General features: G+C 59.4%; 21 protein-coding genes. 5 read left to right on the forward strand and 16 right to left on the reverse strand.

The window, feature by feature from the left end:
- Positions 1 to 343 precede the first annotated feature (343 nt).
- From dnaB to HMPREF2874_RS01345, 9 genes are all read right to left on the reverse strand, one after another.
- Complete coding sequence (dnaB, locus tag HMPREF2874_RS01305) at positions 344 to 1,699, reverse strand: replicative DNA helicase (RefSeq protein ID WP_070648655.1); 1,356 nt, start codon at positions 1,697 to 1,699, stop codon at positions 344 to 346.
- A gap of 105 nt (positions 1,700 to 1,804) precedes the next feature.
- Positions 1,805 to 2,821: a glycosyltransferase gene (locus HMPREF2874_RS01310; RefSeq protein ID WP_246823739.1), complete on the reverse strand. Its 1,017-nt coding sequence runs from the start codon at positions 2,819 to 2,821 to the stop codon at positions 1,805 to 1,807.
- A 324-nt stretch (positions 2,822 to 3,145) separates the two neighbouring features.
- Complete coding sequence (locus HMPREF2874_RS01315; protein WP_049344474.1) at positions 3,146 to 3,952, reverse strand: class I SAM-dependent methyltransferase; 807 nt, start codon at positions 3,950 to 3,952, stop codon at positions 3,146 to 3,148.
- Between the two features lie 782 nt (positions 3,953 to 4,734).
- On the reverse strand, positions 4,735 to 5,040 hold the full coding sequence (locus HMPREF2874_RS01320; protein WP_049346599.1) for a hypothetical protein: 306 nt from the start codon (positions 5,038 to 5,040) through the stop codon (positions 4,735 to 4,737).
- Between the two features lie 192 nt (positions 5,041 to 5,232).
- Positions 5,233 to 5,685 carry a 50S ribosomal protein L9 gene (gene rplI, locus HMPREF2874_RS01325; protein ID WP_049332204.1) on the reverse strand — a complete coding sequence of 151 codons (453 nt, stop codon included), beginning with the start codon at positions 5,683 to 5,685 and terminating at the stop codon, positions 5,233 to 5,235.
- Between the two features lie 20 nt (positions 5,686 to 5,705).
- Entirely contained in the window at positions 5,706 to 5,942 is a 237-nt protein-coding gene (gene rpsR / locus HMPREF2874_RS01330) for a 30S ribosomal protein S18 (RefSeq protein ID WP_004005948.1), read from the reverse strand.
- Between the two features lie 83 nt (positions 5,943 to 6,025).
- On the reverse strand, positions 6,026 to 6,655 hold the full coding sequence (locus HMPREF2874_RS01335; protein WP_049332206.1) for a single-stranded DNA-binding protein: 630 nt from the start codon (positions 6,653 to 6,655) through the stop codon (positions 6,026 to 6,028).
- A 93-nt stretch (positions 6,656 to 6,748) separates the two neighbouring features.
- Positions 6,749 to 7,054 carry a 30S ribosomal protein S6 gene (gene rpsF / locus HMPREF2874_RS01340; protein ID WP_049332208.1) on the reverse strand — a complete coding sequence of 102 codons (306 nt, stop codon included), beginning with the start codon at positions 7,052 to 7,054 and terminating at the stop codon, positions 6,749 to 6,751.
- Positions 7,055 to 7,243: 189 nt separating this feature from the next.
- Entirely contained in the window at positions 7,244 to 8,668 is a 1,425-nt protein-coding gene (locus HMPREF2874_RS01345; RefSeq protein ID WP_049346600.1) for a CCA tRNA nucleotidyltransferase, read from the reverse strand.
- A gap of 115 nt (positions 8,669 to 8,783) precedes the next feature.
- Here HMPREF2874_RS01345 and HMPREF2874_RS01350 point away from each other — a divergent pair, with 115 nt between their 5' ends.
- The 5 genes from HMPREF2874_RS01350 to trxA all read left to right on the forward strand — a co-directional run bounded on the left by HMPREF2874_RS01350 (position 8,784) and on the right by trxA (position 14,016).
- Positions 8,784 to 9,287 (forward strand): NUDIX hydrolase, encoded by a 504-nt coding sequence (locus HMPREF2874_RS01350; protein WP_049332212.1) that lies wholly within the window; start codon positions 8,784 to 8,786, stop codon positions 9,285 to 9,287.
- Positions 9,288 to 9,382: 95 nt separating this feature from the next.
- Entirely contained in the window at positions 9,383 to 11,047 is a 1,665-nt protein-coding gene (gene murJ / locus HMPREF2874_RS01355; RefSeq protein WP_070648659.1) for a murein biosynthesis integral membrane protein MurJ, read from the forward strand.
- A gap of 123 nt (positions 11,048 to 11,170) precedes the next feature.
- Positions 11,171 to 12,355 carry a serine/threonine protein kinase gene (locus HMPREF2874_RS01360; RefSeq protein WP_070648661.1) on the forward strand — a complete coding sequence of 395 codons (1,185 nt, stop codon included), beginning with the start codon at positions 11,171 to 11,173 and terminating at the stop codon, positions 12,353 to 12,355.
- Between the two features lie 246 nt (positions 12,356 to 12,601).
- Positions 12,602 to 13,636: a thioredoxin-disulfide reductase gene (gene trxB, locus HMPREF2874_RS01365; RefSeq protein ID WP_049341938.1), complete on the forward strand. Its 1,035-nt coding sequence runs from the start codon at positions 12,602 to 12,604 to the stop codon at positions 13,634 to 13,636.
- A gap of 53 nt (positions 13,637 to 13,689) precedes the next feature.
- Positions 13,690 to 14,016: a thioredoxin gene (trxA, locus tag HMPREF2874_RS01370; RefSeq protein ID WP_070648664.1), complete on the forward strand. Its 327-nt coding sequence runs from the start codon at positions 13,690 to 13,692 to the stop codon at positions 14,014 to 14,016.
- A 108-nt stretch (positions 14,017 to 14,124) separates the two neighbouring features.
- Here the strand turns inward: trxA and HMPREF2874_RS01375 are convergent, their stop codons facing one another.
- The 7 genes from HMPREF2874_RS01375 to rnpA all read right to left on the reverse strand — a co-directional run bounded on the left by HMPREF2874_RS01375 (position 14,125) and on the right by rnpA (position 20,166).
- Positions 14,125 to 15,393, reverse strand: a complete 1,269-nt coding sequence (locus HMPREF2874_RS01375; RefSeq protein WP_070648666.1) for a ParB/RepB/Spo0J family partition protein — start codon at positions 15,391 to 15,393, stop codon at positions 14,125 to 14,127.
- A 261-nt stretch (positions 15,394 to 15,654) separates the two neighbouring features.
- On the reverse strand, positions 15,655 to 16,497 hold the full coding sequence (locus tag HMPREF2874_RS01380) for a ParA family protein (RefSeq protein ID WP_070648668.1): 843 nt from the start codon (positions 16,495 to 16,497) through the stop codon (positions 15,655 to 15,657).
- Between the two features lie 481 nt (positions 16,498 to 16,978).
- Entirely contained in the window at positions 16,979 to 17,620 is a 642-nt protein-coding gene (gene rsmG / locus HMPREF2874_RS01385) for a 16S rRNA (guanine(527)-N(7))-methyltransferase RsmG (RefSeq protein WP_070648670.1), read from the reverse strand.
- Position 17,621: 1 nt separating this feature from the next.
- Entirely contained in the window at positions 17,622 to 18,182 is a 561-nt protein-coding gene (locus tag HMPREF2874_RS01390; RefSeq protein ID WP_049332228.1) for a Jag family protein, read from the reverse strand.
- Positions 18,183 to 18,287: 105 nt separating this feature from the next.
- Positions 18,288 to 19,277, reverse strand: a complete 990-nt coding sequence (yidC, locus tag HMPREF2874_RS01395) for a membrane protein insertase YidC (protein ID WP_070648672.1) — start codon at positions 19,275 to 19,277, stop codon at positions 18,288 to 18,290.
- A gap of 50 nt (positions 19,278 to 19,327) precedes the next feature.
- Positions 19,328 to 19,801, reverse strand: coding sequence for a membrane protein insertion efficiency factor YidD (yidD, locus tag HMPREF2874_RS01400; RefSeq protein WP_070648673.1), 474 nt, complete (start codon positions 19,799 to 19,801; stop codon positions 19,328 to 19,330).
- Positions 19,798 to 20,166, reverse strand: coding sequence for a ribonuclease P protein component (gene rnpA / locus HMPREF2874_RS01405; RefSeq protein ID WP_049332233.1), 369 nt, complete (start codon positions 20,164 to 20,166; stop codon positions 19,798 to 19,800). Before rnpA ends, yidD begins: the two co-directional genes overlap by 4 nt.
- Positions 20,167 to 20,267 lie beyond the last annotated feature (101 nt).

The raw sequence follows: 20,267 nt of genomic DNA on the forward strand, positions 1-20,267 counted from the left end.
ATACGGGTGAAGTAGAACACAAATAAGGCCACATTGTGCCCTTTGGGTGGCTTATCTCAATAAATAGCCTAGTCAGAACGATATATTGATTCCTAAGAAGGCTAAAAAATTTTAAGCAGGGGTAAAAGACCCCTTCGGGGCCCCTCATGGGCCTCGGAACCCAGACAAAGACAGGGAAAAGCAAGAACCCCCATATACCTTCGCCGCTCCATCCCCGCGCCCGTGCTTCCTCCCCTACGTCAGTTATCCCGGAGAAACAAACGGCGGGTAGGCCAAAGCCCCTGCTCTCTGACGAAGCTCGAACTACTGAGCACTCGGCAACGGGAACAGGGGCTTTCGACGTCTAGTACTGCGGAGGAGCCTCATTGGCCATGTTATTGAAGCGTGAGTACTTACCGCTAAAGGCCAGGGGAATCGTACGGGTCGGGCCACCGCGGTGCTTCGCGATAATCATGTCGGCCTCGCCCACGCGATCGCTATCGGGGTTATACATATCTTCGCGGTGCAGCAGAATCACCATATCCGCGTCCTGCTCGATAGAACCCGACTCGCGCAGGTCCGACACCATCGGACGCTTATCGGTGCGCTGCTCCGAACCACGGTTCAACTGCGAAAGTGCAATCACCGGAACATCCAGCTCCTTAGCCAGAAGCTTCAGGCTACGGGAGAACTCCGAGACTTCCTGCTGACGGGACTCCACCTTCTTGCCCGAGCTCATCAGCTGCAGGTAGTCCAGCACCACAAGCTTCAAATCGTTACGCTGCTTGAGACGACGGCACTTCGCACGGATCTCCATCAGAGTCATATTCGGCGAATCATCAATAAAGAGAGGGGCAGAATCAATACGGCCCTGCAGAGTCGCCAGGTTCGTCCAGCCCTCGGTGTCTAGATCGCCCTTCTTCAGACGACCCATTGAAATCTTGCCCTCCGCGGAGAGAATACGCATGGCCAGCTCGGTACGGCTCATCTCCAGAGAGAAGAAAACCGTTGCCATGTGGTGGTGAATAGCCGCCGAACGCGCAATATCCAAGGCCAGGGTCGACTTGCCCACACCCGGACGAGCCGCAATCACAATCATCTGGCCACCGTGCAGGCCGCCGGTCAGCTCATCAAGCTCGATAAAGTCAGTCGGCACGCCGTACACGCCATCGGGGCGGTTCGAGTTTGCGTCAATCTCGCGCATCGTCGCTTCCAAGGCCTCAGAGAAAGACACATAATCTTCCTTCGCGTTACCATCAGTCACCGCATAAATCTCAGCCTGCGCCTGATCCACCAAAGTATCGACCTCAGTCTCATTGGCGTAACCCAGCTGAGCAATCTTCGTACCCGCCTCAATCAGGCGGCGCATAATCGCGTGCTCCTTAACAATCTCAGCGTAATACTGAGCGTTAGCAGCAGTCGGAACCGACGCAATCAGCGTATGAATATAGGCCGCGCCGCCCACACGAGTCAGCTCGCCGCGCTTCTTCAGCTCATCAGCAACCGTAATCGCATCCGCAGGGCTACCGTGACCGTAAAGAGAAAGAATCGCCTCATAAATCGTCTCGTGCGCCGGCTTATAGAAATCAGACGCACGCAGGCTCTCAACCACATCCGCAATAGCGTCCTTTGACAGCAGCATGCCACCGAGCACCGACTGCTCAGCCACATCATCATGAGGCATAGTGCGGGAACCATAATCAATGGCAGTTTCAGACATGCTTATCCTCGCGTTTCAATCCGATATCTACAACGTTCCAGAAACAATTTCTGCAGAACTCCTATGCTAGTTTCTCACGAAGGCACACGCGAAACCCATACACGCCTAACGGGGAGCGCGCAGATAATCCTCAATCTTCTCAACGGCGAGCGCCGCGCCATCCATAGTGCGCATTACCTCACCCAGCTGCCGCGCCCTACCGCGCATGCCCTCATCGCTAAGCAGACGGTCCAGAATATCGCGCATATTGCCGCGGCGCACATCATTCTTCGTAAAGCGCAGGGCGTTACCGTAGCGCACGCACTCCTCAATATTCCAGCTCTGCTCCGCCTGCATCGCAATACCCGCAAACGGAACACCCGCCAGGCACGCTGTCTGTACCGTCCCCTCACCGCCGTGGGTTATCGAGGCATCAATATGGCCGGCAAGCAGATGCGCCGGAACAGTCCCGGCGAAATGGATGTTGCTGCCCAGCATGCTGGTATCCGAGAGTTGTACACCGCCGCCGACCAGCACATCCACCGGAGCGGCTGAGAGCTGACGAAGCACCTGCGCCAAAATATCTGCGGAGCCAGACGACCCCATTCCCACATACACCAGCGGGCGGTCTCTAGGCTCGCGAACAATCTGCGGCAACTCACCGGGCGCACGGTAATAGATAGGACCCACACTAACGTCGGGCTCTACCAACGAATCTCCGCGCAGCTGCGTAAACAGAGAGCAGATAAGGTTCACATCGGCACTGAGCATATCCACGGTACGGCGAGGAAGCCTCAGCCCATGCTCACGAGCCACACGAGTAAAAGAAGCCGGCTTATACGACAACACCCGCGCCACCGCCCGCAACCACCCCGGTGCCGCAAGCTCGCCGCCTACAGGTTTCTTCGAAAAATACGTCGACGAGTAAGCGTACGGGCGCGCATAGAAAATAGGGACACCCGCAATACGCGCAGACAGCAGCATCGTCAGGTTAGAACCAATCACCACAGCATCCGCTCTAAAGTCACGGATAGCCTCAAGCTCAGCGGTGACCCGCCGACGCACCATATCGGTCGTGAAAGGATGCCGCACTCCCCTACCCTGATCCAGCGCCATAATCTGCTCCGCCTCAGCATCGCTCATGATTGGCTCGCGAAGATGCACAGGAAGCCCCGCGTTTTCCAGTAGCCCCAAGTACTTAGGGGAATACACGTGGAACAAGACCGTATGACCTCGCTCCCGAGCCACACGCGCTATCTCAATGCAGCGCGTGGTTTCACCCATATTGAAGCTTTCAGGAGAGAAAAGAATACGGCTCATAACAAACTCCGGCAGGCGCACACGTGACTGAGCCGAATCTGCGGCTCATAACCTCACCAGTGTAAAACGGAGCCCCAGTATTCCCCCGTATAGAGGGGAATACTGAGGCTCCGTTTCGCTGTATAAGCTTTGCGGTGTGATTCTGTCTTACTTCTTGCGCAGAATCAGGCCGATAGCACCAATGTGGTCGGCGTGGCGGCGGAATACACCGCGCATACCCAGCACACGCTCACGAATCTGCGGCTTACGAGCCAGGTTGAACGCAATCTTTGCGACGCCGGCGGGCCCCTCATCGGCCAGCAGACGCTTGGGTTCCAGCAGAGCCATATCGGTCTGATACACGTCCAGCACCTCGAAGCCGGCCTCTTCGGCCAGGGCGGTCCATTCTGCACGGGTCAGCGGACGGGCGTTCACGCGGATGGTGCGGGCCAGGTCCTTCTGAATCTCTTCCTTCAGCTCGGGGCGCAGGTAATCGGGAATCAGCGACATCTCGTGAATAGCGTAGTAGCCGCCGGGACGCAGCAGGCGGGCTGCCTCGCGCATGATCTCCAGCTTGTGCTTATCGGTCTGCATGGTCAGCATTGCCTCGCCCACCACGGCGTCGTAGCTCTCGGAGGGCAGGCCGGTCTCCTGTGCGCTGGCGTTCACCACGCGGTAGTTCGGCTTATTCGCCGCACCAATGCGCTCGGTAACAATTTCGGCGGCCTTGGGGTCGAGATCCACACCGGTGTAGCTCTTCGGGGAACGCTTCACAATCTCCTGGGCGGTGATACCCAGGCCCGGGGCAAACTCCACGACGTCAATGTCGCCGCCCAGAGCGCGAGCCAGCAGCCAGTTGGTGGTTTCACGGCCACCGGGACGCAGAACCTTCTTGCCCAGCTGTGCGAGCAGCCAGTGGCCCGCGGCCTTATCGGCGGGACGATCGGTGCCGGGGACTGAAGGGGTCTTAGACACGGTGATAACTCCTCAATATTTGTATCTAATATGCAAGATTAATATTTCCTAATTCTAGACCCGCGACACCCAAGAAAGGAAATGTGACGTTATGCGAGGGTATGGATACCCTTTGTTACGGCGTGCCGCGTGAGCACAAAGGGTCACGCTCAATGCTGCGCCATTGAGTGATACACCGTTGAGTGGTTAAACAGAGACTGGAGCCGAACCTCTCGGTTCAACCCCAGTCTCATCACACACACATACATACGAAAATCAGAGCCACTTCCGCAAGGAAAGTCCAACTTTCTGATGGCCCTCTCGAACCATCTATATAAAGTATTACGCGTAAACCTTTATTCCCTGTAGGTTAAAGCTGGAAGAAAGCTGGGAATAGCTGAGAGACTCAAATGCTCCGTCGGCGCCAAAAGATCAAACGTACACAGGAGCGGGTCCCACAGGGGAAATCGAAATAAACGTCGCCTCCAAAGCGCCTTCCAGGGCGAGCCTTTGGGGGCAGGAGGCCCGTCGGCGCTTAACGCCCTCCCCCGTAGAAACCGATCGCGTTAAAAGAAGAAAGGCAAGGCGCTGTTGCCTTGCCTTTCTTCTTTCGCGAGCGGGCCTCCCCGCTACACGAAACACACACATTCACATCGCAGTCCTCTCGAACCAACACTTATAGTAAACACTGCGAACCTTACGGGAGGGTTGATTTTAGCTGGAAAGCAGCTGGGAGAAGACCCGTAGAACACTGAGAGGCGCAGAGAGTCATCTGAGAGAAACCGTGTACGCCGCGCCCAGGGCTAGGAAGCGCTCACATACAGGGTGAGTACAAGCAACGGATTCGTCACGATAGACACCAGGAGCAGGAGGATATTAGCCCAGCGAAAGCGACGGAACTTCACCAAACCCACCAGGGCACATACCACCGCAATGCTGGACCCCAAACCACCAACAATCAGAAAAAGCAGCAGCAGAGTCGTAGCGAGGTTAGCGTCCGCCATTGGAACAAGCGCCAGGGCGCACAGCAGTAGGTTCACACCCTCCAGAATGACGCCGGTCATCAGAAGCTGGGCGCTTGAGGACATACGCGATAAAGATTTAGCCATGTCTACCAGTCTACGGGGTCTGTGTGCCTACGTCGCATCCATCGCTCCCCCGGGTTAGAGTGTGCACCCACAGGGTCAATGTTTCACGTGAAACATGCACCGAGGCGGGTACAGCAAACGGGGTGCTCCTCCCGAAGGAAGAACACCCCGTCACGGTTTCTCAGTGCCTCAGCACGAAAACCTCAAAACTACTTACGCAGCAGCAACGACGTCCAGGACAACGTTAGCAACAACGTCAGCGTGCAGGCGGACAGTCACCTTGTACTCACCGGTGCGCTTGATAGCGGAACCCAGGTGGATGGTGCGCTTGTCAACGGAGCCAATGCCGGCAGCCTCAATAGCCTCAGCAATAGCGTCAGCCTTGACGGTACCGAACAGGCGGCCGTCAGCGCCAGCCTTGTGTGCAACGACAACCGGCTTAGCAGCCAGGGACGCAGCAAGTGCCTGAGCCTCTTCCAGAGAAGCCTTAGCGCGAGCCGCACGAGCGGCGCGGATGGACTCAACCTGCTTCTCGCCACCCTGGGTCCAGGTCACGGCGAAACCGCGGGGCAGCAGGTAGTTACGTGCGTAGCCGTCCTTAACGGTGACAACATCGCCAGCTGCACCGAGGCCGGAAACTTCCTGAGTCAGAATGATCTTAGCCATGTTACTGTCTCTCCTTCTCTTTAGCGGCCAGCGCCGGAGTAGGGCAGCAGAGCAACTTCGCGGGCGTTCTTAATAGCCTGAGCGATCTTGCGCTGCTCCTGAACGGTCACGCCAGTCACGCGGCGAGCGCGGATCTTGCCGCGGTCGGAGATGAACTTGCGCAGAAGTGCGACGTCCTTGTAGTCAATAACGGTGACGTCAGCAGCTTTGAGGGGGTTCTGCTTCGGTTTGGGCTTACGGATTTCAGCCTTAGCCATCGTGGTGCTCCTTAGAGTTGGGAGCCCGCGGCGGATAACCGCGGGATGGATTGATAAATTACTATTCGGAAAACGAAACCGGCTTAGAACGGAGGTTCATCGTCGGCGCCACTACCCCAATCATAGTTACCGCCGGACTGGGAACTCCACGGATCAGCAGCGGGAGCTGCCGGGGCTGCAGGAGCAGCCGGAGCGGAGTAACCGGTCTGACCGGAGTAACCATTACCCTGGGGAGCCGCGAAATTATTCTGCTGCGGAGCGGAGTAACCGCCCTGAGCAGGGGCGTTGTACCCGGCGCCGCCGCCAAAGCCACCCTGCGCACCTCCGCCGAAGTTACCTCCGGCAGAACGCTGTGCGCGAGTCACCTGTGCGGTAGCAAAACGCAGAGTCGGGCCGATTTCCTCGACCTCAAGCTCAAACGAGGTACGACGCTCGCCTTCCTTGGTCTCGTACGAGCGGGACTTCAGACGGCCCTGTGCGATAACCTGGGTACCCTTCTTCAGGGTCTCCGCAACGTTCTCAGCGTAACCACGCCACACCGACGCACGCAGGAACAGGGTCTCCCCGTCCTCCCACTGGTTGGTCTGGCGGTTGAACGAACGCGGAGTCGACGCGATCGTGAAGTTAGCAACCGCAGCACCCGCGGGGGTGTAACGGAGCTCCGGATCGCTCGTCAGATTACCGATAACGGTAATAACGGTATCGCCTGCCATAAGATGCCTCCTCGATAAGAGTTACAAGTGTGTTGATTCCAGTACAGCGCAACCCCCTGACATTTTTAGAGGGTCGGCCACTGGAGGGCGCAACTACTTGCTGGAGATCTTCTGATCCTCCGGGCGGATGATCTTGGTACGCATGACGGACTCGTTCAGGTTCAGAACACGATCGAGCTCAGCTGCGGTCTCGGGGGTAGCGGTGAAGTTCACCACTGCGTAGATACCCTCGGACTTCTTCTGGATCTCGTATGCCAGACGGCGACGGCCCCAGATATCGACGTTGTCGATAGAACCGCCCTCGTTGGTGACGATCTCGAGGAACTTGGACAGCGACGGCTCAACCGCACGGTCCTCAACCTCGGGGCTGAGGATAACCATCAGTTCGTATGCACGCATGATTAAACCCCTCCTTTGGGCTAAACGGCTATGGGATTTCCATAGCAGGAGATTCATTGTGCCCTATACGTGAAGCACACCGGGTGGGGAACACGCATAGATTTCTTAACAATACACCACGCTGGGCGGATGCAACAGTACCGCACCGCGTGAGCTCAACCATGCGATGCGGTACCGACACCTCAGAAGCTACGCCCCCCGGCGCTGCTCCCACCACTGCAGGAGGCGCGCCTTCGCTTCTTCCTCGGGAAGCGAGCCCTCGTCCAGGCGCAGGTTCAGCAGGAATTTGTATGCCTCGCCCACCACCGGACCCGGCGCAATCCCCAGAATCTGCATAATCTGGCCGCCGTCCAGGTCGGGGCGGATTGCATCCAGCTCCTCCTGAGCCGCCAGCTCGGCAATACGACGCTCCAAATCGTCGTACGCCGCAGCCAGCGAACGCGACAGGCGACGATTACGGGTCGTCACATCGGAGCGGGAAACCCGGTGCAGGCGCTCCAGCTGATCCCCCGCATCGCGCACGTAGCGGCGCACCGCCGAATCGGTCCAGCCCGACTCGCGGTAGCCGTAGAAACGCATGTGCAGCTCCACCAGGCGGGCCACAGCCTTAATCGTGTCGTTATCAAAACGCAGGGCGCGCATACGCTTCTTCACCATCTTCGCGCCCACCACCTCGTGGTGCAGGAACGAGACGGAGCCGTCCTTCTCAAACTTACGAGTCTTCGGCTTACCGATATCGTGCATCAACGCCGCAAAACGCAGAATAAAGTCCGGGGCAGGGCACGGGCCGTCCTCGTCCGTCTCCTTCTCCATCGCCTGCTCCAGCACCTTCAGCGAATGTTCATACACATCCTTATGGTGATGCGCCGGATCCATCTCCATGCGCAGCGCGGGAAGCTCCGGCAACACATAATCCGCCAGGCCGGTATCCACCAGCAGGTTCAAACCCACCCGCGGGTAATCCGCATCAATCAGCTTCACCAGCTCATCGCGCACACGCTCCGCAGAAATGATCTCGATGCGGCCGGCCATCTCGCGCATCGCCTCAAAAACCTCCGGGGCCACGCGCAGATTAAAACGAGCCGCGAAACGAGCCGCACGCATCATGCGCAACGGATCCTCGGAAAAAGACTCCTGCGGCGAGCGCGGGGTACGCAGAACGCCCTCACGCAAATCCTCCACGCCGCCGAAAAGATCAACCACCTCGCCGCTCGGCAAAGCCGCGGCCATCGCGTTAATCGTGAAATCGCGACGCACCAGGTCGGCGCTCAAATCGGTACCAAACTGCACCGTCGGCTTCCGAGAATCGGACACGTACACCTCGGCACGGTAAGTCGTCACCTCGTACACCACGCCGTTCTTACGGGCGCTAATCGTGCCGTACTCCTTGCCGATATCCCACGTGTGCTCACCCCACGCGCGCAAAATCTGCTCGCTCTGCTCCGGGGTGGCGTCCGTCGTCAAATCAAAATCGGTGAAATGGCCGCCGTCATCCAGCAGGTTGTCGCGGACAATACCGCCCACCAGGTACAGCTCAAACCCCGCCGCACGGTACAGCTCTCCCAGCTCGGCGGCATCCGGGTACTTCGACTCAACATCAATAATCAGCGACATAATCCTTTAATCGTGCCAGATAAAACGCCTCCACGACCACCCCGCGCCGCACGGGATGCCCACATCACCCCGCCCCGAAGCGCCAAAACCCTCTTCCATCAGTTAAGGTAGAACCATGAGCATTCCCGTACCCCGCGCACCCAAAACGCGCTTCGCCGCGCCCGCGCGCCCGGTACCGGCCCCCGAAGAAGTATCCGCCGGAGGGCTCATCATCGACTTCGACCGGCCCGAAGAACTCCCCGCGGCCATCATCGCCCGAATCAACCGCACCGGTCAGCGCGAATGGTGCCTGCCCAAGGGACACATCGAACGCGGTGAAACCCGAGTTGAAGCAGCCGGACGCGAAATCGCCGAAGAAACCGGAATCACCGGCTACCCCGTAGCCTCCCTCGGCACCATCGCCTACTGGTTCACCTCCAACGGGCTGCGCATCCACAAGACCGTGCACCACTACCTCTTCGCGGCAACCGGCGGCGAGCTCAGCATCGACAACGACCCCGATCACGAAGCCATCGACGTCGCGTGGGTCCCCCTCGCCGAGCTGCCCACCCGCCTCTCGTTCGCCAACGAGCAGCACATCGCCCGTAGCGCCAGCGAATACATCACCACCCACCTCTAACGTCCCGGCAAGCCTTCGGGGCGACATCCCGAAGGTAGCCGGACAGAGGCCCGAAGACATCCGACCGACCATCACCGCCAACACAGGAGAGACACGTGGCACGAACCGACGCCCGCTCAAGCGCAATCATGGCCGCAGGTACGCTCGTCTCGCGCATCCTCGGATTCGTCAAGACCATCCTGCTCACCGTCGCTATCGGTTCGCTCTCTACCGTCGGTGACGTCTTCGAAACCGCGAACACCCTCCCCAACCTCATCTACGTGCTCGTTGCCGGCGGCGTGTTCAACGCGGTTCTCGTGCCCCAAATCATCAAGGCCGCCAAGGCACAGGACGGCGGCGCGCGTTACATCTCCAAGCTCGTCACGCTCACCGTCACCGCCATCGGCCTGGTCACGCTCATCACCGTCGCCTGCGCCTGGCCCATCATCAGCGTCATGGGCTCGGGATGGACCCCCGAACAGCGACAGCTCGGCTTCATCTTCTCACTCTGGTGTCTACCCCAGATCTTCTTCTACGGCCTCTACACTGTCATTGGGCAGGTGCTCAACGCGAAGGACGCCTTCGGCGCGTACATGTGGTCGCCCGTGCTGAACAACGTCATCACCATCCTGTCGCTGTTCCTCTTCATCTTCCTCTTCGGAGCGCAGACCCCCAACCCCCACCCAATCCACACCGTAGACAACTGGACCAACGCACAAACCCTCGTGCTCGCCGGTTCCTCGACCCTCGGCGTGGTTATGCAGGCGCTCGTACTCTTCATCCCCCTGCGCCGACTCGGCCTGCGACTCAAGCCCGATTTCGCGTGGCGCGGCATCGGCCTGCGCGCAGCCTCCAAGCTCGCCGCGTGGACCCTCGCCTCCGGTATCATCTCCAACCTGGCCTTCCTCTACATGACCAAGGTTGCTGCAGGCATCGTCGGTCAGCGCGAGCACTACGCCGCCATGGGCATCCAGATTCCGGGTCTGCAGGCCCTCAACTACGCCTCCATGCTGTACATGCTGCCGCACGGCGTTATCGGCATCTCCATCGCCACCGTGCTCTTTAACCGTATGAGCGCCTCAGCCATCGCCGACGATAACGACAGCGTCATCTACGCGCTCTCTCACGGCCTGCGTAACGCAGCCGTTGCCACCGTCTTCTGCATGGTCGGACTCATCGTGCTGGCCGGCCCCATCGCCGTGCTATTCAGCGGTGGCGACCCCATTGCGGCCACCATCATCGCCCGCCTCATCGTCATCACCGCGCTCGGCACCCCCACGCTCACCATCAACTACCTCTACAGCCGCGTGCTCTACGCTCGCGAAGACGCGCGCACGCCCTTCCGTATCCAGGTGTACTCCGCCATCATCATGGTCGTCATGAGCTTCGCAGCCTCCATGCTCGACGCCCAGTACACCGTGTACATGCTCGCTTGGATTTACCCCATCCACAACATTCTGCTCATGTTCATCAGCCACTACATGGTGCGCCGCCGTCTCGGCTACTACGGCCAGCGCGGCATCGTCAGCGTCTATGCGCGCACGATTCTCGCCTCGCTCTTCGCCGGCGCCATTGCCGCCATCGCCCTGTGGCTGCTCGGCGGATACCAGATTGACGGCTTCGCGTGGTCTTCCAAGATCACCGCGATTATCACCCTGGTAATCTGCGGCTCGGTCATGGGCCTTGCCTACCTGGCGGGCGTGCAAATCTTCCGAGTCAAGGAAGCTAACGCGCTTTTGGCACCCATCACCTCCAAGCTCGAACGCCTGGCCCGCCGCTAGGCCCGCAGGCGCCCAGCACGCCACGAACTATCACTCAGCCACGGCCTATTGCAAAGCCGGGTAGAATCTATTAGCAGAGCCCGCCACACGGCAGGCACTTTGAAACCACCTCGGGAGAACACGTTGTCGCAACAGATTCCGGTCGGATCGGTCCTCGGCGGCCGCTACGAAATTACCGCCCACATCATCATTACGGCAGAGTCCGACATGGTGCTCGAAGGCACCGACCAGATCCTTAACCGCAAGGTCTCAATCGTCGTCGCCTCACCCAACCGCAGCGCCCTGCTGGAGGCCAACTCCCGCGCGCTTGCCACCAACTCCCGAGGCAACATTCAGATTCTCGATCTGGGCATCACCCCCGAGGGAAGCCGCTACCTGGTCACCTCGCACACCCGCCCGGATACCCTTCTCGATACCCTTCTCGTCGAGAACCATGCACTCTCCAACGCGGAGGATGCGCTGGGCACCGAAATCTTCGGCGACTCCGATGCGGAGCGCTCCCCCAACTCCTACGAGAAGGTCTCCTCCGGCACCGCCAGCCAGGAAACCATCAGCGCCTCCAAGAGCTGGAACTCCGGCGAGAGTAGCGCCGTGACCGCCTACTCCGAGCCCACCAGCATCTACGAAGAGGAGGACGAAGACGAAGGCGGTAGCCGCGGCACCTGGGCCGTCGCTCTGGCCGCCGTCCTGCTGCTGGTCATCGTCGCGGGTGGTGTGCTGACCTCTCTGGGCGCTATCGGCTCCAACCAGGCAGCTGCGCCGCACACCCCGAAGGCTTCGGCCAGCGAGGCAGCCAGCGCCGAGGCCTCCCCCTCGGCCACCCCGACCGCTAAGGCATCGAACGCACCGGCAAAGATCGCGTCCGTAGCTCGCTTCGCGCCCTCGGACACCACGTTCATGAACGACATGGACACCCTCATCCCCAACCTGACCGACGGTAACGCCAACACCGCATGGATCAGCTACGGCTTCGGCACCGCCAACTACGCCGGCACCATCAAGGAATTCGGCCTGGCACTGAAGCTGCAGACCCCCACCGTCGTCTCCAAGCTGACCATCCAGCAGACCACCGGCACCGGCGGCTCCTTCACCGTCTACACCAACAGCTCCGCATCGCTGAACGGCGCAGTTGAGGTCGGCAAGGGCACCTTCGAAGGTAAGGACGCGGTCGTCACCCTGGATACCTCCAAGCAGAGCGCAGAAAAGGGCGCCTACGTGATCATCGTGGTCAACGAGCTACCCCGCCTCTCCCTGCCCATTGGAAACTGGAGTTACGGTCTGCGCATCAACGAAATCAAGGTCGACTAATCACCCCATAAAGCGACGCCGACAGGGCGCTCGCACCCCAGACACAAGGGCGGGGCTTCTGAACTCAACGGTTCGGAAGCCCTGCCCTTTTTGATGTCTATTTATGACTCTATATAGCAAGGCCGCTACTCAAAGATTCACAGTGCGCGGAGTATCTGGATAAGGGTCCCCAAAAAATGGAATAATCGAGGATAAAGCCCTGTTATAGGAGCAGAACGAAAGACCTACAAAGGAAAGACATATCTGATGACTGAGAATCTGGGAGGCCTCTTCGGAGGCTCCGCCCTAGGCAATCTGAACCTCGCATCCGCACCCGCCACCAAAGCCGCACCGGCTGCCGAGGTTGAGGCCGACGCAACCGTCCACAACGTCATTATTGTGGGCTCCGGCCCCGCCGGCTACACCGCCGCAATCTACGCGGCACGCGCCGAACTGAAGCCCGTACTCTTCGCCAGCTCCCTGGCACCCGGCGGCTCCCTCATGAACACCACCGAGGTGGAGAACTTCCCCGGATTCATTCAGGGCATCCAGGGCCCCGAGCTGATGGAGAACATCGGTCAGCAGGCTGAGCGTTTCGGCACTGACATCCGCTACCAGGACGTGGAGAAGGTTGAACTCACCGGCGACGTGAAGAAGGTCTACACCGCTGACGGCGCCGTTCACCTGGCGAAGACCGTCATCATGACCACCGGTTCTCAGGTCCGTAAGCTCAACATCGAGGGCGAAGACCGACTCTCCGGTTACGGCGTCTCCTGGTGCGCAACCTGCGATGGCTTCTTCTTCAAGGACAAGGAAATCGCAGTGGTCGGCGGCGGCGACTCCGCACTGGAGGAGGCGCTGTTCCTGACGACCTTCGCATCCAAGGTGTACCTGGTGCACCGCCGTGATTCTTTCCGCGCTTCGGAAATCATGCAGACCCGCGTGTTCAACAACCCGAAGATTGAGGTTGTCTGGGATTCGGCTGTCACCGCCGTTCACGGCGAGAGCAACCTCGAGTCGATCACCCTGACCAACACCAAGGACGGTTCTGAGCGTCAGCTGGCTGTTCAGGGCCTGTTCATCGCTATTGGCTCCGATCCTCGCGTGGAACTGGTACGTGACCAGCTGGAGATTACCGAGAACCACACCATCGCGGTTCAGGGCCGTTCCTCGAAGACTTCCGTTCCCGGCGTTTTCGCTGCCGGTGACGTGATTGACCCGACCTACCGCCAGGCAATTATTGCTGCCGGTTCCGGTGCTGTTGCCGCTCTGGACGCGCAGCACTACCTCGAAAACCTCTAAACTATTCGTATTACTCGCTGGGGAATCCGCCCCGTGTCAGAAAGGAGCACTCCGTGAGCAGTGCACAGCAGGCAACTGATGCCACTTTTGACGAACTGGTTCTAAAGAACGACAAGCCCGTTATCGTGGACTTCTGGGCTGAATGGTGCGGCCCCTGCCGCATGGTTGGCCCCGTTATCGATGAGATTGCCGGCGAGTATGCTGGCCGTGTCGACGTGGTCAAGGTGGATGTTGAGGCAAGTGGCGATACCGCCATGAAGTACGGCATTACCTCCATCCCGGCTATCTACCTTTTCAAAGGTGGCGAGGTCGTCAAGAAGACCGTAGGCGCCAAAACTAAGTCCGCTCTGCTGGCTGAGTTCTCCGAGCACCTGGGCTAACCTCAAGAGACTACAGAAATCCCCCGGTGATGTTTCACGTGAAACATCACCGGGGGATTTTCATGTATTCAACTGAAATCAGCTGTTATAAGCGATTTTCAAAGGATGTTACCCGGAGAAATCAGAATCCAGAACGCGGATAATGCGGTTCAAATCTTCCACATTGGCGAACTCAATCGTCATCTTACCCTTGCGGGCACCCAGAGAAATCTTCACGGAGGTATCGAGCTTATCAGCGAAGGCCTCCGCAATGTAATCCAGGCGCTCGCGATGCTTCTGCGGCCGGGGAGCCTTACGCGCTTTGGGTTCCTCCGCACCGGAGGTGGCAGCCGCGAGCTCCTCGGTGGCGCGCACCGACAGCCCCTCATTCACGACCTTCTGAGCGACGGTCTCAATCTGTCCCTGGTCACTCAGCGCCAGGAGGGCACGGGCGTGGCCAGCAGAGAGAATCCCGGCGGCAACGCGACGCTGCACGAGGGCGGGCAGCTTCAGCAGACGAATCGTATTCGAAATCTGGGGGCGGGAACGGCCGATGCGCTTGGCGAGCTGCTCCTGGGTGGTGTCGAACTCCTCCATGAGCTGCTGGTATGCCGCTGCCTCTTCAATGGGGTTCAGCTGACTGCGGTGCAGGTTTTCCAGCAGGGCGTCACGTAGCAGGTCTTCATCATCGGTCTCACGAATAATCGCGGGAATCGCCGAGAGGCCGGCAGCCTGGGTTGCGCGCCAACGGCGTTCACCCATGACCAGCTCGTACTTCTCTGCCCCGCGCTCGCGGGAGGGACGCACCACGATGGGCTGCAAGACACCAATCTCACGCACCGAATGGATGAGCTCCTCCATGTCCTGCTCATCGAAATCGGTTCGCGGCTGTTTGCGGTTGGGGTGAATATCGCGCACGTTGAGCTCTGCAAACTGCGCACCGGGCACCGGCACCAGATCGGACTGCTCCTGCTCGCTTGCACCGGGAACGGGGACATCCTCGCCGAAGAAGAAATCCACCGGGCGGCGGGTCAGGGTCGTATTGCGCAGGGCCGCACCCATATCGACGCGAGACTTCTTCTTCGATGTTTCACGTGAAACATCCTGCGTCGAATCGGCATGGTTAGACTCAGGCTGAACGGGTTCGGAGGGAGGCTCAGGGGCCTCGTGCTTGGGAGCTCGGTGGGGCTTCTCAGGCTTCGCCTCATGGGCCATCTCAAACAGACCATCGCTCATAGGTTCGTCTGCGAGAGCGGGAGCGGGTGCTTTCGAGTGCTGACTAACCTCGGGTACTACATCTCGTTCGGCCACCTTCTTCTCGGCGCTTCCAGAATTCTTCGTACTCTGGGGAATCAGGGCCCCCAGACCACGACCCAAACCACGTCGCTTCTCAGCCATCGTCACTCCTTTGGACTCCCGGATGAGTCCGTTCATATTGCTTCTTTATCTAGTGTAGACGAATCGTGCGACATTCAGGGAGTGGTTTAAGGGGCATTCAAAAATTTCAAAATATATCAAATATAAAACTTATATAGGGTGTTTTTTAAAAATTTCAGCTTATTGCCAGCAAAAGCATCCCCTCCACACGCCTCAAAAGAGATGCGGAGGGGATGTCTAAAATATGGGCGGCAATAATAAACCGCGTATTCAAAAATTAAATCAAGCCGAACGCCCCGAAAGCTCCTTAGCGGCCTCTCGGTAAGCGCGGGCGCCGGTCGAGGAAGAATCGTACGTGATGACGGTCTGCTGGTAGCTAGGTGCCTCGGAGATACGCACGGAGCGAGGGATCTTCACACCCAGGGTTTCCTGCGGGAAGTGCTCACGCACCTCCTCCGCCACCTGGAAGGCCAGGTTGGTGCGAGCATCATACATGGTGAGCAGAATCGTGCTAATGCGAAGCTTCGAATTCAGATGCTTCTGGATCATCTGAATATTCTTGAGCAGCTGACTCAGACCCTCGAGGGCGTAGTACTCGCACTGAATCGGAATTAGAATCTCCTCGGCGGCCACGAAGGCGTTCACGGTAAGGAGACCGAGGCTCGGCGGGCAGTCGATAAATACGTAGTCGAGGCGAGGCATCCCCTGCTTCTCGCGCCACTCCGTATAGTCCACCAGGGCGTTCTTGAGGCGGGTCTCTCGCGCCACGAGAGAGACCAGCTCAATTTCAGCACCCGCAAGGTCGATGTTGGCCGGTGCACAGAACAGACCGGGCATATCGGGACATTCCTGCACAATCTCGGCGAGAGGCTTATCTTCGATGAGCACGTTATAGACGCTGGGCACATCCACGCCATGCTCAATGCCTAGAGCGGTCGACGCATTACCCTGCGGGTCGTTATCGATGACAAGAACGTTTAGGCCGGCTTCCGCGAGCGCGGCGGCAAGGTTGACGGCGGTGCTGGTTTTCCCCACGCCCCCCTTCTGATTCGACACGGTAAAGACACGCGTATGCACAGGCTTGGGGAGTAGATCTGCGGCCGCTTTCTGGGCGTGGTGAGTCATCGGGTGCCTTCCGTAATCCGAGTCGTAATTCGCGTTGATGTTTCTGGGGTGCCAAGGGCGGGCATGGCATGTATCGTTCCCCATCATGGGAACCGAGGTGCACCTCCCCCGCATGCGCTAGACGCCATAGACATCAATGTTTCACGTGAAACATTGATGTCTTTGACCGTGCGTGATGTTTCACGTGAAACATCACGACTCGCAGGCACAATCCAAGAAGATGCGCGGGGTACGACAGGTATCTGCCGCTTTCAAAGCATTGCCAACCTCAGCCCGAAGTTCAACCCCTCCTTCAAGGGTACCCGCCGCGGCGTCAATACTCCACGTGAGGAGTCATTCTGGATACAAGCCTCAGGCGCAGAAAGGTGGCGCCGTACCGAGTGAGTGTTTCCACTCCCCCGGCACGACGCCACCTTTCGTCAAGTATCTATAACCATTCACGGGGTATTCGCGTCTCCGCCACACCCCGGGCCCTGCAACCCTAGAGGCGCACGCGCACCACCGTGGTCGGCTCCTCCAGCAGGTCGGCACCCGCCGTCAGAATCTCGGTCTCGCGGGCACCGTAGCGGTTCAGCTTCTTCTTCGCCTTGGTAATCTCCTCGGAGGCGCTGCGACCCTTCAAGGCCAGCAGCTCGCCGGTGCCACGCAGAATCGGCAGGGTGATATCCAACAGTCCCACCAGGGCGGATACGGCACGGGCGGTGACGACATCCGCGTCCACGGCACCTACGGCCTGCTCGGCGCGCGAGCGCATCACGGTCACGTTCTCCAGCCCCAGGTCCTCAATCACCTCGTTGAGCCAAATGACGCGACGCTCCAGCGGCTCAATCAGGGTCAGCTTCAGATCCGGGCGGGCGATGGCCAAGCAAAGGCCCGGCAGGCCCGCACCCGAGCCAACATCGGCCACAGAGGCATTCGGGGCGATATATTCCTGCACCACGGCACAGTTGAGCACGTGGCGGGCCCACAGGCGCGGAACCTCGCGGGGACCAATCAGCCCTCGCTCGATGCCGGTCGTCGCAAGGTGCTGCACGTAGCGCTCCGCCAGAGGCAGGCGCTCACCGAACACGGCCTCGGCGGCAGCGTGCTCATTCTCGTTCAGAGTTACCTTCGTTTCCTCCACCTTAGACTCCTACCTCGGGGAGAGAAATCACGACGTGACGGCGCGGACCCTCACCCTCCGACTCGCTGTACAGGCCGGCGGCGGCTACCACATCGTGCACCACCTTGCGCTCGTAGGGGCTCAGCGGCTTCATGTGCTCGTCGCGGCCGGTAGCGCGTACCTTCTCGATAGCCTCGGCGGCAATCTTCTCCAGGTACTCGCGGCGCTCGGCACGGTAACCTGCGATATCCAGAATCAGGCGCGAGCGGGTGCCGTTGCCGGCCAGGACGGACAGGCGCACCAGCTCCTGCAGGGCGTCCAATACCTCGCCGTGGCGACCCACCAGGTGGCGCAGCTCTTCGTTGTCATCGTCGTCATTGACGACCGAAAGATAAATGCGGTTATTGCGCACCTCGATGTCAATGTCGCCGTCCAGATCGGCGATGTCTAGGAGCTCTTCGAGGTAATCGGCGGCAATATCGCCTTCTTCCTCAATATCGTCAATCTCCTCGTAGCCTTCGGCGGCCTCATCCACGAACTGCTCGTCGCCGAGCTGCTCCTCATATTCCATAGCTTCAGTCACGATTATCCTCGGGTATATGCGGGGTTTGGGGGTACAAAGTATCTCATACACGGCGCCGGGCCCGCGCCTTACGCGGCGTGAGCCCGGCCCAAATGGGTGGAAAGCCTACATCTTTCCGCTTTGCTTATTGCGCTGCTGCTTCTGGCGCTTCTTGCTCACCGGCTGCTGGCGCTGACCGGCTGCGGCACGCTCGCGCGCCTCCTGCAGGTCCTTCTCGTGCTGCTCGCGGGTCTTACCCACCGGGGGTAGGCCCTTCGCCGCACGGCGGGCGTTCAGCTCACGCTCGGCCTGGGAACCGGGGGTCGGGTTGTTGCGGATGACCCACCACTGCTGACCCAGCGACCAGAGGTTCGAGACGGTCCAGTAGTACATCACACCGAGGGGGAAGTTAATACCGGAAACAGCGAAGATGATCGGGAAGATGTACATAATCATCTGCTGCTGACGGAACATCGGGGAGTTCAGGGCAGCCTCCGACATGTTCTTCACGCTCAGCTGCTTCTGGATGTAGAACTGGGTGGCACTCATCATCACAATCATGATGGCGGCCTGGATTACCGTCGCGGTGGCGTCGCCGGCGCCCGGGTGCATCATGGTTGCGAAGAGCTGAGCACCGAAAATCTGGGAGTCGTTGAACTGGTGCACCAGCTCAGCCGGCAGCATGAGCACACCCTGGTTATTCTGCGCTGCGGTGGGCACGCCCATCAGCACCTGGTACAGACCGAAGAAGATCGGCATCTGAGCCAGAATCGGCAGGCAGGAGGCGAAGGGGTTCGTACCGTGCTTGCGGTACATTTCCATCTGCTCCTGGGCCATGGCCTGGCGGGAGAGCTGGTCCTTCTTACCCTTGTACTTCTCCTGCAGCTTCGCCATATCACCCTGCATTGCGGTCATACCGCGCATGGCCTTGATCTGCTTGACGAATAGCGGGATGGTCAGGGTACGCATCACCAGGGTCAGGAAGATGATGCACAGAACCCAAGTTAGGCCGGAGGCGGGGTCCATACCCAGCGAGGTGAAAAGAGTGTGGAACAGCCATAGGACCACGGAAACGATCCATTTAAACGGCCAAAGAATCATGTCGATAGGATTCACGAGGAATACTCCTTAAGGACTTTACAAAGTCGGTAAGTCGAAGGCGCCGCCTACTCGGGGCGGGCTTGAGAGGTGTGAGATGGCATGTAACGGTCGGGGTGGTTGAGCAGAATAATCTTGGGCTCTGCTCCCGGGGCGAAGACTCGCCGCCCCGCGGGAACCGGGTCAATGCCACCGGTCGCCCAGGGAACGCACCGCAGGATGCGCCGCACCGTCAGAGAAAGCCCGCCCAACGCGCCGTGGGTGGTAAACGCCTCCAGGGCGTACGCCGAGCAGGTTGGGTAATAGCGGCACACGTTCCCGTAGAGCGGGGAAACGACCGTGCGGTAGGCCTTCATGCACGCAATCAGCAGATTCTGCGGCAGAACGTAGAGGGCCTGCAGAAAAGATTCGGGGTGCACAAACTCGTTGGGGGCTAATGCCAGCAGCTCATCGGGGCCGATGAGGGGCTCCGCGGCGCTATACGTGCTGCTGTGATGGGAGTGGAAACATTCCTCACGGCGTGAAGTACGGTGACGGCTCACTGTTGCCCCTCGGTCGTTGAGGGCCGGTTGAGCTTGGCGAGGGTCGTTTCGAGAGCAGACTCGTAGTCTTTACGGAGCTGAGACCAGTCTGCCTGTGCGGAGGCAGGAAGCGCTCGCACAGCGATGGCGTACCCTTCCGGATGCGCGGCGCAGGTGAGCGCGGCAAGCTCACGCAACCGGCGCTTAACCAGGTTGCGGGTCACCGCGTTGCCCACCGCCTTCGACACAATGAAACCTACCCGGGTTGTTTTTCCGGGATTTTTCGCCGTAGATACAACGATGTTCCGGCGTCCACTGCGGATGCCGGAACGGAAGGCGTGGGAGAATTCAGCGCCGGTGCGCATTCGGTGCCGTTGAGGCAGCACGTCTCCCCCTTTACATGGTGGGGAGGCTCGGCAGGGCCGGCCTCCGCATTTTCTACGCTTAATGATAGTTCGCCCGCCGATGCGTGTGCATCGGCGGGGGG

It is taken from the genome of Rothia sp. HMSC068F09 (assembly GCF_001812775.1).
GTDB lineage: Bacteria > Actinomycetota > Actinomycetes > Actinomycetales > Micrococcaceae > Rothia > Rothia mucilaginosa_A.